The sequence below is a fragment of the Streptomyces sp. NBC_01294 genome (genome assembly GCF_035917235.1).
GTDB lineage: Bacteria > Actinomycetota > Actinomycetes > Streptomycetales > Streptomycetaceae > Streptomyces > Streptomyces caledonius.
On record NZ_CP108423.1, the window covers coordinates 1511908 to 1526552 of the forward strand.

Annotated in this window: 12 protein-coding genes; 7 read left to right on the plus strand and 5 right to left on the minus strand. The window is 75.0% G+C overall.

Annotation, left to right across the window (positions count from 1 at the left end; translation table 11 throughout):
* The first annotated feature begins 56 nt into the window (after window positions 1-56).
* Complete coding sequence (locus OG534_RS06980) at window positions 57-1112, plus strand: MerR family transcriptional regulator (protein WP_326587201.1); 1056 nt, start codon at window positions 57-59, stop codon at window positions 1110-1112.
* On the opposite strand, the gene OG534_RS06985 is transcribed toward OG534_RS06980, so the two are convergent.
* Window positions 1103-2479 (minus strand): cryptochrome/photolyase family protein, encoded by a 1377-nt coding sequence (locus tag OG534_RS06985; protein ID WP_326587202.1) that lies wholly within the window; start codon window positions 2477-2479, stop codon window positions 1103-1105. The genes OG534_RS06980 and OG534_RS06985 overlap by 10 nt on opposite strands.
* Before the next feature lie 195 nt (window positions 2480-2674).
* Complete coding sequence (locus OG534_RS06990) at window positions 2675-4195, minus strand: SDR family oxidoreductase (protein WP_326587203.1); 1521 nt, start codon at window positions 4193-4195, stop codon at window positions 2675-2677.
* A 227-nt stretch (window positions 4196-4422) separates the two neighbouring features.
* On the opposite strand from OG534_RS06990, the gene OG534_RS06995 reads away from it, so the two are divergent.
* A complete protein-coding gene (locus tag OG534_RS06995) occupies window positions 4423-5268 on the plus strand; it encodes an alpha/beta fold hydrolase (protein WP_326587204.1) in 846 nt (281 codons plus the stop codon).
* A gap of 66 nt (window positions 5269-5334) precedes the next feature.
* On the opposite strand, the gene OG534_RS07000 is transcribed toward OG534_RS06995, so the two are convergent.
* The 3 genes from OG534_RS07000 to OG534_RS07010 form a co-directional block, all read right to left on the minus strand.
* On the minus strand, window positions 5335-6348 hold the full coding sequence (locus OG534_RS07000) for a TolB family protein (RefSeq protein ID WP_326593508.1): 1014 nt from the start codon (window positions 6346-6348) through the stop codon (window positions 5335-5337).
* A gap of 16 nt (window positions 6349-6364) precedes the next feature.
* Window positions 6365-7741 carry an MFS transporter gene (locus OG534_RS07005; protein WP_326587205.1) on the minus strand — a complete coding sequence of 459 codons (1377 nt, stop codon included), beginning with the start codon at window positions 7739-7741 and terminating at the stop codon, window positions 6365-6367.
* Window positions 7742-7854: 113 nt separating this feature from the next.
* Window positions 7855-8754 (minus strand): glycosyltransferase, encoded by a 900-nt coding sequence (locus tag OG534_RS07010; RefSeq protein ID WP_326587206.1) that lies wholly within the window; start codon window positions 8752-8754, stop codon window positions 7855-7857.
* 327 nt (window positions 8755-9081) lie between these two features.
* Between OG534_RS07010 and OG534_RS07015 the strand changes: the two genes are divergently transcribed.
* The 5 genes from OG534_RS07015 (at window position 9082) to OG534_RS07035 (ending at window position 14637) form a co-directional block, all read left to right on the plus strand.
* A complete protein-coding gene (locus OG534_RS07015; RefSeq protein ID WP_326587207.1) occupies window positions 9082-10170 on the plus strand; it encodes a Gfo/Idh/MocA family protein in 1089 nt (362 codons plus the stop codon).
* A gap of 171 nt (window positions 10171-10341) precedes the next feature.
* The gene (locus tag OG534_RS07020) at window positions 10342-11334 is read left to right on the plus strand and encodes an NAD-dependent epimerase/dehydratase family protein (protein ID WP_326587208.1); all 993 of its coding nucleotides are present in this window, start codon (window positions 10342-10344) and stop codon (window positions 11332-11334) included.
* Window positions 11331-12569 carry a DegT/DnrJ/EryC1/StrS family aminotransferase gene (locus tag OG534_RS07025; protein WP_326587209.1) on the plus strand — a complete coding sequence of 413 codons (1239 nt, stop codon included), beginning with the start codon at window positions 11331-11333 and terminating at the stop codon, window positions 12567-12569. Before OG534_RS07020 ends, OG534_RS07025 begins: the two co-directional genes overlap by 4 nt.
* Window positions 12566-13525 carry an acetyltransferase gene (locus tag OG534_RS07030; RefSeq protein WP_326587210.1) on the plus strand — a complete coding sequence of 320 codons (960 nt, stop codon included), beginning with the start codon at window positions 12566-12568 and terminating at the stop codon, window positions 13523-13525. The genes OG534_RS07025 and OG534_RS07030 overlap by 4 nt, the downstream gene beginning before the upstream one ends.
* Entirely contained in the window at window positions 13522-14637 is a 1116-nt protein-coding gene (locus OG534_RS07035; protein ID WP_326587211.1) for a DegT/DnrJ/EryC1/StrS family aminotransferase, read from the plus strand. Before OG534_RS07030 ends, OG534_RS07035 begins: the two co-directional genes overlap by 4 nt.
* Window positions 14638-14645: the final 8 nt, after the last annotated feature.

Consider the following 14645-nt stretch of genomic DNA (forward strand, 5'->3'; position numbering starts at 1 on the left):
CGGCCCGCCCGGGCTTCGCCACCACTCGCACCGATTGTGCGTCGTATTGTGGAGTCATGGCCGAGTCCGCGCACGGGATGACCAGCGGAGCCGTGGCACGCCGCCTGGGGGTCGCCCCCACGACGCTGCGCTCCTGGGACCGGCGGTACGGCATCGGCCCGGCCGCCCGCGAGCACGGCAGGCACCGGCGGTGGACTCCCGCGGACATCGCCGTCCTGCAGGAGATGTGCCGGCTGACCGCGTCGGGGGTTCCGCCCGCGGAAGCCGCGCGTGCCGCACAGTCCGCTCGATCCGCCCGGTCCGGGGCGGCGGCCCCGCCGCCCGCCGCGCCGGAGCCGCGCACGCACCCGCCCTCCCGCCCGATCTTCCCGGTCCCGGCCGCCCCGCCGGGACCGGGGACCGGCCTGCACCCCGGCGACGCACGCCAGGAGTACCGGGGACTGGGCCGGGCCGCCGTCCGCCTCGACTCCGCGGCCATGGACGACATCCTGGGCTCCCTGATCGCCCGGTACGGCCTGGTCACCGCCTGGGAGGAGGTGATGGTGCCGGCCCTGCACGCCGTGGGGCGCAACTGGGAGACCTCGGGCGACCGGTACGTCGAGGTCGAGCACCTGCTGTCCTGGCACGTCTCGACCGCGCTGCGCCGCGTGGGCGTCCCGGCGCCCTCGGGGTCCCGGGCCGGCGCTCCCCCGGTCCTGCTCGCCTGCGTGCCGGGCGAGCAGCACACGCTCCCGCTGGAGGCGCTCACCACCGGGCTCGCCGAACTCGGCCTGCCCGCCCGCATGTTCGGCGCGGCCGTGCCGCCCGAGGCGCTCGACCAAGCCGTGCGACGCACCGGCCCCGCCGCGGTCGTGCTGTGGTCCCAGGCCCGTTCCACCGCCCACCACCCCCTGGCCCGGCACGTCGCCGACACCTCGTGGGGCGTCCGGGGCGCCCGGACCCGGACGCCCGTGCTCCTGGCGGGGCCCGGCTGGGCCGGACACCCCCTCGGCCCCGGGATGCTGCGCCCCGGCGGGCTGCGGGAGGCCCTGAGTCTCCTGTACGGGCTCTGCGACGCGGCGGCGGCCGGCGACGGGCCCGCCGCTCCCGCGGTGGTGCCGCCTCAGTCCTGACCGCGGGCCTGCCGGAAGCGGGCCAGCCCCTCCGTGAGGTCGACCAGACGGTCCGGGTAGGAGGCGTACCGGGCCCGTTCCAGGCCGGGCAGCTTCCACGGCTCGTGGACCGCGGGGCCGTCGAGCCCGGCGAGTTCCGGCACCCACCGCCGTACGTACACGCCGTCGGGGTCGTACCGCTTGGCCTGGAGCACCGGATTGAGGACCCGGTTCGGGCGGGTGTCGGCGCCGGTGCCCGCCATCCACTGCCAGTTGAGCTGGTTGTCGGCGACGTCGCCGTCGACCAGCAGGTCGAGGAAGTGCCGGGCTCCGGCGCGCCAGTCGATGTACAGCGTCTTGGCCAGGAAGGAGGCGGCGATCAGCCGGCCCCGGCCCGGCATCCAGCCCTCGTGGGCGAGTTGGCGCATCGCCGCGTCGACGACGGGGTACCCGGTGCGGCCCTCCTTCCACGCCCGCAGGTCGGCCTCGGCCTCCTCGCCGCGCCGCCACCGGTCGTCCCGGGTGCGGTAGTCCAGGACGGCGGTCCACGGGCGTGCGGCGAGCAGCTGGTGGTGGAAGTCGCGCCAGCAGAGCTGCCGTACGAAGGCCTCGGCGCCCGCCCCTCCCCGGGACCGCGCCCGGCGCACGGCCTCGGCCGCCGAGACCGCGCCGAAGTGGAAGTACGGGGAGAGGCGCGAGGTGGCGTCGCCGGGGAGGTCGTCGTGCCCTTCCTCGTACGCGTCGGCGGAGCGGCGCAGCCAGTCCGTCAGGCGCTTGCGGCCCTCCTCCTCACCGCCGGTGGCCAGGCCCGCGGAGACGGACGGGACGGCGGCCCGCGACGGGAGGGCCTCGGAGCGGATCCCGTCGGGCACCTGGACCTCGCGCGGCGCCGCGAGCGGATCGCGCAGCGCCTCGCCGGACCAGCGCCGGAAGTACGGGGTGAAGACGGCGAAGTGGTCGGATCCGGCCGGTGTCACGGCGCCGGCCGGCAGGGCGGTGACGACCCCGTCGTGGACGTACAGGCGCCGGCCGTCGGCCTCCAGCGCGCGCCGCAGACGCGCCTCGCGGCGCAGGGCGAAGGCGCTGCAGCCGGCCGCCATGTGCACCTCGTCGGCGTCGGCCTCCCGTACGACGGCGCACACTTCGGCGACGGGGTCGCCCGAGCGCACCACGAGCCGGCCGCCGCGCTCGCGCAGCCCGGCGTCGAGACCGGCGAGGCAGTCGGCGAGGAAGGCGAGCCGGTTCGGCGCGGCGAAGCCCGCGCGCTCCACGGCCGGATCCCGTACGAACAGAGGGACGATCTCGTTGCGCCGGCACAGCGCGGCGCGCAGGGGCGGATGGTCGTGGACGCGGAGGTCCGAGGTGAACAGGACGACCGAGACGTTCATGGGTACCGCTCCTGGCGTTGGGGCACCGGACGGATGCTCGACGCGCCGCCGCCCGGTGGTCGCTGCGCTGACCTTTCCCAGTCATTCGGCGGTCGGGGCCCGGACGGATGCGGTCGGTCGAGGGTCGCCCTTAACCCGTCACCCTTAACCCTTAACCCTTAACCCGTCACCCGTCACCCGTCACCCGTCACGGTCCTACCCCGCCCGGTCCGCCGCCTCCGCCGTGCGCGCGATCGTGCGGGCCATCCCGCCGAAGACCACGGCGTGGAACGGCGAGACGCTCCACCAGTACGCGTGACCGGCCAGGCCGTGCGGATGGAAGAGCGCCCGCTGCCGGTACCGCGTCCGTCCCTGCTCGTCGCGCTCGGTGTACATCTCCAGCCAGGCGAGGCCGGGGAGCCGCATCTCCGCCCGCAGCCTCAGCAGCCGGCCGCGTTCGATCTCCTCCACCCGCCAGAAGTCCAGCGAGTCGCCGATCCGCAGGTGGTCGGCGTCGCGCCGGCCCCGGCGCAGTCCGACGCCGCCGACGAGCCGGTCGAGCCGGCCGCGGGCGGCCCAGGCGAGCGGGAAGGAGTACCAGCCGTTCTCGCCGCCGATTCCCTCCACGACCCGCCACAACGCCTGTGGTGACGCGTCGACGGTGCGCTCGCGCACGTCGGTGTAGAGGCTGCCTCCGGCCCAGTCGGGGTCGGTGGGCAGCGGGTCGCTCGGTGCTCCCGGCACGGAGGCCGAGGACCAGCGGGTGGTGACCCGGGCATCGCGGACCCGCTGGAGGGCGAGCCGGAGGGCGGTGTCGAAGCCGATGGGGGTGCCGGGCGGATCGGGCACCCAGTCGGCGATGTCGTGCTCGTCGCACACGACCTCGAACTTGAGGGACTCGGCGAGCGGACGGGCGATGGACGGCGGCACCGGGGTGACCAGGCCGACCCAGTGGCTGGACAGGCCCGGGGTGAGGACCGGTACGGGGAAGATGATCCGCCGGGGCAGCCCGGCGACGGAGGCGTAGCGGAGCATCATGTCGCGGTACGTGAGGACGTCGGGACCGCCGATGTCGAAGGCGCGGCTGACGTCGTCGGGCATCCGGGCGCTGCCGACGAGGTAGCGCAGCACGTCCCGGACGGCGATGGGCTGGATCCGGGTGCGCACCCAGCTCGGGGTGACCATCACCGGCAGGCGCTCGGTCAGGTAGCGGAGCATCTCGAAGGAGGCCGAGCCGGAGCCGATGACGACCGCGGCGCGCAGCACCGTGGTGGGCACGCCGGAGTCCAGGAGGATGCGTCCGACCTCGGCGCGGGAGCGCAGGTGGGGCGAGAGGTCCCGGTCGGGAACGCCGCGCGGGATGAGTCCGCCCAGGTAGACGATGCGGCGGACACCGGCGGCGCGGGCCTGCTCGGCGAAGGTCCGCGCGGCCTGGCGGTCGGTGCGCTCGAAGTCGCGCCCGCTGCCCAGGGCGTGCACGAGGTAGTAGGCGACGTCGACGCCGCGCAGGGCGTCGGCGAGCGACGCGGCGTCGGTGACGTCGCCGCGGACGATCTCCGCCTGCCCCGCCCACGGGTGGTCGCGCAGTTTCGCCGGCGTGCGCGCGAGGCAGCGCACCCGGTGTCCGGCGGCGAGCAGATCGGGGACGAGCCTGCCGCCGATGTAGCCGGTGGCGCCGGTGACCAGGCACAGCGAACCCGGGGCGGCGCCCGCGGCGCCCCCTTGTACGTCCGTCATGGAGTTGCTCCGTTCCGCCGTCGCGGCAGGGGGAGGGCGTGTCCGCGCCGCGCTCGTCGTCGACCCGGAGTGGTTCTCCGACGTCTTTCCGGACATCTTTCCGGGCGGGCGGCCCGGTCGGATGCAGCGGACGGGCGCGTCTGCGACGAGATCCGGCTGTTGAACGTGTTCCGCGGAACGCGGAGGATGGCCACGAGCGAGGGAGGCCCGTGATTCCGTCCGTCGAAGTGACCACGGAGACCGTGCGCGCCGCGGACGGCGCCACGGCTCACGTCGTGTTTCACCGGCAGCCTGACGAGCCGTCGGCTCCGGTGCTGGTGTGCATGCCCGCCATGGGCACCCGGGCCGCCGCCTACGCGCCCCTGGCGGAGGCCCTCGGCCGGGCCGGGTTCCAGGTGGCCGTCGGTGAACTGCGGGGGCAGGGGACGAGTTCCGTGCGCGTGGGGCGCGGGGTGCGCTACGGCTACCACGAGATGGTGGCGTACGACTGCCCCGCCCTGTTCCGTGCGGCCCGGGCCGCCTTCCCCGCGGCCCCCCGCTACCTCCTGGGGCACAGCCTCGGCGGGCAGCTCGGCGCCCTCTACCTCGGCCAGGAGCCGCACATGGCCGCGGGAGCGGTCCTGGTGGGCGCCCCGTCCTGCCACTACCGCGGCTGGCCCTTCCCGCAGAGCCTGGGGATGCTCGCGGGGTTCCAGCTCGCGGCCGCCTTCGCCTCGGTGTACGGGTACTTCCCCGGCCGGCGCATCGGTGTCCTGGGGAACGACTCCCGGCAGGTCCTGCGGGACATGGCCACACAGGTCAGGACGGGCCGCTACCAGGTGCCCTCCTCCGAGGTGGACTTCGAGTCCGCGCTGGCCGCGCTGGAGCTGCCGGTGCTGGCGGTGGCCGTCAAGGGCGACGTCATGGCCCCGCCCGGCGGGGTACGGGGGCTCGGCGACAAGCTCACGCGCGCGCGGGTGACGTACTGGGAGCTCGCGCTCGGAGACAGCGTGCAGGGCAGCCGGCACTACGGCTGGATCCGCGACAACGCCGCGCTGATCGACCGGGTGCGGAGGTTCGTGAACCACGGCTGACCAGGGGCCGGTGGGGCCGGGGACCACGGGCCGGTGGGCCACGTCCCCGGCCCCGGCCCGCCCCTGTCAGCCCAGGCGGGCCGGGGACGAGGCGCCGGGGGTCAGCAGGCGCGGGGCGCCGGTGCCGTCGGCCGGCACGGTCCACAGGTCCGTGCCGTCGGCGGCGCCGTCGGCGGGCAGGCCGTAGGCGAGCGTGCGGTCGTCGAGCCAGAGGGCCTGGTCGTCCACGCTGCGCTTCTCCGCGAGCGCGTGCTCGCGCAGCGTGCCCAGGTCCATGACGTGCTCGCGCCACAGCGAGGCTCCGGCCCGTACCCGCTTCTTGTACGCGATGCGCGTCTCGTCCGGGGACAGGGACGGGCATTCGACGTTCTGCGCGAGGGTGGTGACGGACCGCCGGGAGATCGAGCCCTTCACCAGGTGCGTCTGGCCGGCCGTGGCGAGGGTGGCGTAGAAGGTGTCGTCGTCCTTGGTGAAGGTGACGCCCCAGAAGTTCACGTCCTGGGCGCGGTGGTCCCGGCCGTCCATGGAGATGGCGAACTCCTCCAGATTGGCGTCGAGCTTCCAGGTGCGGGTGTCCAGGATCGCGGTACGGGTGGAGAAGAACGCGGCCCCGTAGGACTCGCCGGAGACGAAGACGGTCCAGGCCACGAACCGGCCGCTGGGCGAGACGCGGGCCCGGCTGGGCGTGCCCGCGAGGGGGAAGCTGCGCAGCGTGCGCAGCTCGGCGTCGACGATCAGGGCCTTGTTGTCCTGGGCGAGCGCGCCCGGCGTCGAACGCAGACACACGCCGGTGCCCGCGGCCGCGTGGAAGCGCCGGCAGCTGAGCTCGGAGGCGGTGCGCGCCGCGTCGGGCGCGTCGGCGGGGACGGAGGCGAGGGTTCCGCGGTGCGGGCCCTGCGCGCTGTTGAGGAAGGCCAGGGCGCCCGGCCGGGCGAGGGTGACCGGACCCGCGGCGAGCGCCGGGCCCCCCGCGCGCGGCCGGTCGGCGCGGGAGGCGGCGTGCAGGACGAACGCGGTGGCGAGGCCCGCGAGCAGCAGCACCGCCACCGCGAGGACGAGCAGGCGGCGTGACAACGTCAGTGTCATCTGGGGGACCTCATGGGCGTCGGGCCGGGTCGGGGCGGCTGTCGTCGGGGCAGGTGCCGTCGGGGAGGGTGAGCGTGTCGTCGGGGGCCGCCGGACGCAGGACGAAGCCCGCGGCGGCCGCGCAGCACAGCAGCCCGACCGCCGCGGCGGCCAGGGCCGGGCCGGTGCCCCAGAGCGTCCACGCCGCGCCGAAGGCCAGCGAGCAGCAGAAGCGGGCCAGCGCCTGGCCGGTGCCGACCAGGGCCAGGCCGGTGGCGCGCAGTCGGCCGGGGACGGTGGCGGCGACGGCGGCGGGCAGCACCCCGTCCGTGGCGGCGTAGAACATGCCGTGCAGCGCGAGGACGAGGTAGGGCAGCGCGGGCCAGTCGGGGGCCCACAGCAGCAGTCCGTAGCCGGCCAGCAGGAGGGCGTGCCCGGTGAGGAACACGGTGCGCCGGCCGATCCGGTCGGCGAGCGACCCTGCGGGTACGGCGAGCAGCAGGAACACGGCGGCGGTGCCCAGCGGAAGCAGCGGGAACCACTGCTCGCCGATCCCGGTGCGGCGCTGCAGCAGCAGGTACACGAAGGCGTCGCTGACGGTGGTGAGGCCCAGCAGGACGGCGCAGAGCGCCAGGGCGCGCAGCCGGGGCAGGCGCAGCAGGTCCAGTGCGTCGCGCAGCCGTACGGGGTCCGGGCGCGGCGGGCCGGCACCGGCGCCTGCACCGGCGTCGACGCCGGCGCCGACGCCGGCCCGCCGGGGGCGGAGGTCACCGCCGCCGGACGGGACGAAGAGCATGAGCACCACGACGCCGAGCACGGCGATGCAGGCGCTGACGCCGAAGACGGCGTCGTAGCCGTCGACCGCCATGCTCAGGATGAGGAAGGCGGCGAGCGGGCCGAGCAGCGCCCCGGTGGTGTCCATGGCACGGTGCACACCGAAGGCGCGGCCTTGTAACTCGGCCGGTGTGGACAGGGAGATGAGCGCGTCGCGCGGCGCGGTGCGCAGCCCCTTGCCGGTGCGTTCCAGCGCGAGGATCACGCTGATCGGGCCCAGGCTGTGGGCGAACAGCAGCAGCGGCTTGCACAGGGCGGACAGGCCGTAGCCGATGCCGGCGATCAGCTTGTGGTTGCGGACCCGGTCGGCGAGGTGGCCGCCGGTCAGCTGCACCAGGGCGCTGACCCCGTTGTAGACGCCGTCGAGCGCGCCGAAGCCGAGGGGGCTCAGGCCCAGCCCGGCGATCAGGTAGAGGGGCAGGACGGCGGTGACCATCTCGGAGGAGATGTCGGTGATCAGGCTGACGGTGCCGAGTGCGAGGACGGCCGGGGCGACCACGGCGGCCCGGCCGGGTCCTCCCCCTTCCGGCGCGGTCTTCGCGCCCGCGGGCGCGGAGCGGTCCGCGAGGTACATGCTCTGGAGCTCCCGATGCCGAGGTCTGAGTCACTCGAACGTGCGAGTGGAACCCTAGTGGTTGTACGGGCCAACAGGTGTGCGTACGGCACTGATCGGCCGGAACGCCCCGCTCATCCCTGCCGGCTGCTCTCGTCCCGCAGCCAGGTGGAGAAGTCCTGGTTGCGGATGGCCTTGCGCGCCCCCCGGCGGGCGGCGAGCGCGGCCACGACGAACACCACCACCCCGGGGAGCAGTTGCGGCCGTTCCCGCAGCAGGGCGCGCAGATCTGCCGTGCCGGTGCGGGCGGACGGCGCGGCGGTCGCCTGCTCCGGCGTCGAAGTCGCCGTCGCCGTCGGCGATCCGTCCCGCCGCGAGGCCTGGAAGCGCTCGAATTCGGCGGAGGAGGTCGCCGCACGGATCCGCCGCCTGACGAGGTCGGACCAGGTGCGCGGCGGATGGACCACGACCCGGGCCGCCTCGACCACGCGCCGCTCCCCCGGCCCGAAGGCCTGGGACGCGGCCAGGTCGTCGGCCATCAGCGGGGGCAGCGCGGCGATCCGCGCGTGCCCGGACTCGGACACCGCGATGACCCCGCGGCCGAACAGGCCCTCGCGGACGGCCGGGAGCCGCTGCCACACCCGGTAGTACGCCCGCACCGGCCAGGCGCAGCCGGCCAGCGGCACGTCCCGGCCGGGGGCGGCGGCCAGCAGATCCGGGCTCCCGGCGAGGGCGGCCACCAGGGCCCGTACGTCCGCGGCGCCGACGACGACGTCGGCGTCCACGTACAGCCGGGGGAAGCCCCGCGCGTGCTCGTCGCCGACCCGAAGTGCCGTGTGTTTGGAGGGAGTCGGGATCTCCACCACCCGTACGCGGGGGCCCCGCGCGCCCGCCACCCGGGCGGTGTCGTCCGTACAGCCGTTGCACACCACGACGATGTCGGGCCCGGACACCGGGGTGTCGGCCAGGAGCGCGTCGAGGAGCCGGCCGATGACCCGGCCCTCGTTGTGGGCCGGTATCACGATGCTGGTCACCCGGGCAGTATGCACGGTCGAACACCCGCTCCAGGCGATTCCGCCAACTCCGCCCGGGGGTAGGCCCGGTGGACTAGATTGAGCGGCGCCGACCGAATTCGGCACGCGGTACGGGCTCGGCTGCCTGGGGGAAACACGCAGCGGGCCGGGGGGCAGTACCCGGATCACGCAGAGCATCGGTTGTGGGGGGCCATCACCGTTGAGCAGGTCACGCACGGGTCGCGCAGGCGTCCGGCCTGCCGTCGACGGCTTTCCGTTCCATCTCACGCGTCCCGGCGACGAGTTGTCGACACGCCAGGCGGCGTGCTCGGAGGGAAGGGGAACGCTGTGGAGCCCAGCACTGTGAAGGACGGCGCGAAGGACGCGGGGCGGACGGAGCCGTTAGGTGTCGCCGTGGTCGGGGCGGGCTACTGGGGCCCCAATCTCGTGCGCAACTTCCAGTCCAGTCCGCAGTTCCGGCTGCGGTGGCTCTGCGACCTGGACGTGGACCGGGCCCGGCAGGTGCTGGGCGGGTACTCCACGGTCCAGGCGACCTCGGACTACGCGGCCGTCCTCGCCGACCCGGCCGTCGACGCGGTCGCCGTGGCCACCCCCGCGGGCACGCACCTGGAGGTGGCACTGGCCGCCCTGCGCGCCGGCAAGCACGTCCTCGTGGAGAAGCCGCTGGCCGCCACGTACGAGGACGGGCTGCGGCTGGTGAACGAGGCCGAGGAACGCGGCCTCACCCTGATGTGCGACCACACGTACTGCTACACGCCGGCGGTGGGCCGCATCCGGGAGATGGTCCGCTCCGGCGAGCTCGGCGAGATCCACTTCGTGGACTCGGTACGGATCAACCTGGGGCTCGTCCAGAAGGACGTCGACGTCCTGTGGGACCTGGCCCCCCACGACCTGTCGGTCCTCGACTTCATCCTCCCGGACCACGTCCGGCCCGTCGCGGTCGCCGCGCACGGAGCCGATCCGATCGGGGCCGGACAGTCCTGCGTGGCTTATCTGACGCTCCAGCTGAGCACCGGCGCCATCGCGCACGTGCACGTCAACTGGCTGTCCCCGACGAAGGTGCGCACCACCATGGTCGGCGGCTCCAAGCGCACCCTCGTGTGGGACGACCTCAACCCCTCCCAGCGCGTCGCGGTGTTCGACCGCGGGGTGGAGCTGAGCGCCCCGCAGGAGATCGGCGCCGACGAGCGCCGCGACATGCTCGTCTCCTACCGGACCGGCGACATGGTGGCGCCCGCGATCGGGGAGAAGGAAGCGCTGCGCAGCATGGTCGAGGAGTTCGCCGCCGCGATCAGCACGGGACGGCCGGCGCTGACCGACGGCCGGGCCGGACTGCAGGTGCTGGACATCCTCGAAGCGGCCTCCCGGAGCCTGGAGTTCCGCGGCGCGGTCGTCGGTCTGCGCACCGGGCGCTGACCGTTCGCAGGCCCTTTCGGGCCGTTCGCAGGCCCTTTCGCGGGCCGTTCGCAGGCCGTCCGCGGGCTGTCTGTCGGCAGGCATGCGCGGGCGTTCGCGGGCCGTCCGCAGGCATGCGCGGGCCGTTTCACACGCAGGACCACGACCGATTGATTCAGTGGGGGCAGGGCGTTGAGCAGCGTACGAGGCAAGAGGATTCTGGTCACCGGCGGAGCGGGCACCATCGGCTCGCACCTGGTGGACCTGCTGGTGGACAACGGGGCACGCGAGGTCGTGGTGCTCGACAACTTCGTCCGGGGGCGGACCGCCAACCTGGCCCGCGCCCTGCCGAGCGGCGTGGTGGACGTCGTCGAGGGCGACATCCGCGACGTGACGGCGGTGCGCAAGGCGACGGATGGCGCCGAGCTGGTGTTCCACCTCGCCGCCATCCGGATCACCCAGTGCGCGGAGGAGCCGCGGCTGGCGAACGAGGTGATGGTGGACGGCACGTTCAACGTGCTGGAGGCCGCGGCGGCCGCCGGGGTGGGCAAGGTGATCGCCTCGTCCTCGGCCTCGGTCTACGGGCTGGCCGAGGCCTTCCCGACCACCGAGCGCCACCACCCGTACAACAACGACACCTTCTACGGCGCGGCGAAGGCCTTCAACGAGGGGATGCTGCGCAGCTTCCACTCCATGTACGGGCTGGACTACGTCGCGCTGCGCTACTTCAACGTGTACGGCCCCCGGATGGACATCCACGGGCTCTACACCGAGGTGCTGATCCGCTGGATGGAGAAGATCGCCGCGGGCGAGCCGCCGCTGATCCTCGGCGACGGCACCCAGACCATGGACTTCGTCCACGTCAGGGACATCGCGCGGGCCAATCTGCTGGCCGCCGAGTCGGACCTGACCGACGAGGTGTTCAACGTGGCGAGCGGGACCGAGACCAGCCTGCTCGACCTCGCGCTCGGCCTGCTGGAGGCGATGGGCGCGGACGGCCTGGTGCCGGAGCACGGGCCGGCCCGCGCCGTGAACGGGGTGACCCGCCGGCTCGCGGACACCTCGGACGCCGCGGCGCGCCTCGGCTTCACGGCGGAGATCGACCTGCGCGGCGGGCTGCGGGACCTGGTGGACTGGTGGCGGGCCGAGCGCGCCGCCGACGCGGCCGCGGAGACGGGCCGATGAGCGCGCCGTACAGCGCACCCGACGACGCACCCGTCAACACCCAGGCCGCCCCGGCCGCCCCGGACCGGCTGCGAGCCCCGGACGCCGCCCCGGACGCCGCCCCGCCCCGGATCCCGGTGATGGTGCCGTGGCTGGGCGAGGAGGAGGCGCAGGCCGCTGCCGACGCGGTGCTCTCCGGCTGGGTCGCCCAGGGCCCCCGGGTCGCCGCCTTCGAGCGGGCCTTCGCCGAGCGGGTGGGCGCCGAGCACGGCATCGCGGTGAGTTCGTGCACCACCGCCCTGCACCTGGCCCTCATCGCGCTGGACCTGGGCCCGGGCGACGAGGTGGTCGTCCCCTCGCTGTCCTTCATCGCCACCGCCAACGCGGTGCGCTACGTGGGCGCGCGGCCGGTGTTCGCGGACGTCGAGGAGGCCACCGGCAACCTGACCCCGGCCACCGTGGACGCGGTCCGCACGCCGCGGACGAAGGCGGTGCTCGCCGTCCACCAGGGCGGGGTGCCCGCGGACGTGCACGCCCTGCGCGCGGCCTGCGCCGACTGGGACGTCGCCCTCGTGGAGGACGCCGCCTGCGGCATCGGCGCGACGGTGGGCGGCAAGTCGGTGGGGCAGGGCGCCCTGCTCGCCGCCTGGTCCTTCCACCCCCGCAAGGTGATCACCACCGGCGAGGGCGGCATGCTGACCACGGACGACGCGCAGTGGGCGGAGCGGCTGCGCCGGCTGCGCGAGCACGGCATGAACGTGTCGGCCGCCCAGCGGCACGCGAGCAGCAAGCCGATCGCCGAGAGCTATCTGGAAGTCGGCTACAACTACCGGATGACCGACATCCAGGCCGCGGTCGGCCTGGTGCAGCTTGGCAGGCTGGACGAGATCGTGGCCCGGCGGAGGGCGCTGGCGGCCCGGTACGCGGAGCTCCTGCGCGAGGTCCCCGGCCTGCGCCCGGTGCGGGATCCCGGTCACGGCCAGGGCAACTTCCAGTCGTACTGGGTGCTGCTGGCCGAGGACTTCCCGGTCGGCCGGGACGAGCTGCTCGCGGTGCTCTCCGAGGCCGGGATCTCGGCCCGGCGCGGGATCATGGCCTCGCACCTGGAGCCGGCGTACGCGGGCCACGGCGCGGCGCCGCTGCCGGTGACGGAGCGGATCAGCCGCGACTCCCTGATCCTGCCGCTGTTCCACACCATGACGCAGGACGAGCAGGACCGGGTGGTGGCGGTGCTCCGCGAACAGGCCGGCGAATGAGCGGGCCACGGCCCCGGACCGATGACCTGCTGATCGTCGGCGCGGGCGGGTTCGCCCGGGAGACCGCCCAGGCGGTCCGGGACGCGGCCGCCGCGGACGTGGCCCGCGGCCGCCCTCCGCGCTGGCGGCTCGCCGGCCACCTCGACGACGATCCGGCCCTGCACGGCCGGGACGTCGACGGGGTGCCGGTGCTGGGCGGCTGCGACCGGGTGCACGCGCTGCCGGCGGCCCGGGTGGTGGTCTGCGTGGGCAGTCCGCGCGACTACGCCGTACGGGCCCGCCTGGTGCGGCGCCTGGGGCTGCCCGCCGACCGCTACGCGACGGTGGTCCACCCCACGGCGGTGGTGTCGGCGTCCTCCGTCGTCGGCGCGGGCTCGGTGCTGCTCGCGCACTGCGTGCTGACCGCGGCCGTCCGGGTCGGCGCGCACGTGGCGGTGATGCCGCACACCGTCCTGACCCACGACGACGAGGTCGGCGACTTCGCGACGCTGGCCTCCGGGGTGCGCCTCGGCGGCGGGGTGCGGGTGGAACGCGGTGCGTACGTGGGGGCGGGGGCACTGGTGCGCGAATCCGTGCGGGTCGGCGCCTGGTCGCTGACCGGCATGGGCAGCACCGTCCTCGCCGACGTGCCAGCCGGCGAGGTGTGGGCGGGGAGCCCGGCCCGCCGGCTGCGCGCGGCGGACCCGCCGGCGCTCGGCGAACTGCACGCCGCGGCGGCGGCACCGGACGAAGGGCGGCCGGACCCGCCTCCGCACGACGGACCGGCCACGCACGACGGGCCGGGGTCGGACAACGGACCGGCCACGTCCGACGGACCCGCGTCACCCGGCGGGCCGGGGTCACACGACCGGCCGGCCACACCCGGCGGGCCGGCCTCGTCCGGCCGGCCGGACGGCAGCAACGGGATCGGAACCGGCCTGCGGCCGGAGACACGGATGGGGAGCCCAGTCGCATGAACCAGATACCGCTCGTCGACCTGAAGGCGGCGCACGCCGAGGTCGCCGAGGAATTACGGGCCGGTTTCGACCGCGTGCTCGCCGACACCGCCTTCATCGGCGGCGCGGAGGTCCGTGCGTTCGAGCGCGAGTACGCCGACTTCGCGGGGGTCGGCCACTGCGTGGGCGTCGCCAACGGCACCGACGCCCTCGAACTGGCCCTGCGCGCGAGCGGGGTCGGCGTCGGCGACGAGGTGGTGCTGCCCGCCAACACCTTCATCGCCACCGCGGGCGCCGTCGCCCGGATCGGCGCCCGGCCGGTCCTGGTCGACTGCCTCCCCGACACCCTGCTGATGGACCCGCGGGCCGCACTGGAGGCGGTCGGCAAGGCCACCCGCGCGGTGGTCCCGGTCCACCTGTACGGGCAGTGCGCCGCCACCGCGGAACTCACCGCCGGGCTGCCCGCGCACGTCAAGGTCGTCGAGGACGCCGCGCAGAGCCAGGGCGCGACCCGGGACGGCCGCTCCCCCGGCAGCGGGGGCATCGCCGCGACCAGCTTCTACCCGGGCAAGAACCTGGGCGCGTACGGCGACGCGGGCGCGGTGGTGACCGACGACGAGGAGCGCGCCGAGCTGGTCCGGGCCCTGGCCAACCACGGCGGCGTCGCCAAGTACCGGCACGACGTGGCCGGGTTCAACAGCCGGCTGGACGGTCTGCAGGCCGTGGTCCTGCGGGCGAAGCTGGCCCGGCTGGCGGAGGGGAACGCGGCCCGCCGGGCCGCCGCCGCCCGCTACGACGCCCTGCTGGGCGAACTCGCCGCCGCCGGCCGGGTGACCCTGCCGGTCACGGCGCCGGGCAACGTCCACGTGTGGCACCTGTACGTCGTACGGGTCGCCGGAGCGGACCGCGACGCCGTCGTCGGCAAGCTCAACGCGGAGGGCATCGGCGCGGGCGTGCACTATCCGGCCCCGGTCCACCTCACCCCGGCCTTCGGCCACCTCGGCCACGGCCGCGGCGACTTCCCGCACGCCGAGCGGGCCGCCGACAGGATGCTCTCCCTCCCCCTCTTCCCGCAGATCACCGCTGCCCAACAGCAGCGGGTCGTGGACGCGCTCTCCGGCGCCCTGCACTGACCCCCCGC

Bases quoted from the DNA above. Each gene is read 5' to 3' on its own strand.
- OG534_RS07035 (WP_326587211.1), top strand. From the start codon at position 13,522: ATGAACCAGATACCGCTCGTCGACCTGAAGGCGGCGCACGCCGAGGTC.
- OG534_RS07025 (WP_326587209.1), top strand. From the start codon at position 11,331: ATGAGCGCGCCGTACAGCGCACCCGACGACGCACCCGTCAACACCCAG.
- OG534_RS06980 (WP_326587201.1), top strand. From the start codon at position 57: ATGGCCGAGTCCGCGCACGGGATGACCAGCGGAGCCGTGGCACGCCGC.
- OG534_RS07005 (WP_326587205.1), bottom strand. From the start codon at position 7,741: ATGTACCTCGCGGACCGCTCCGCGCCCGCGGGCGCGAAGACCGCGCCG.
- OG534_RS07030 (WP_326587210.1), top strand. From the start codon at position 12,566: ATGAGCGGGCCACGGCCCCGGACCGATGACCTGCTGATCGTCGGCGCG.
- OG534_RS06990 (WP_326587203.1), bottom strand. From the start codon at position 4,195: ATGACGGACGTACAAGGGGGCGCCGCGGGCGCCGCCCCGGGTTCGCTG.
- OG534_RS06985 (WP_326587202.1), bottom strand. From the start codon at position 2,479: ATGAACGTCTCGGTCGTCCTGTTCACCTCGGACCTCCGCGTCCACGAC.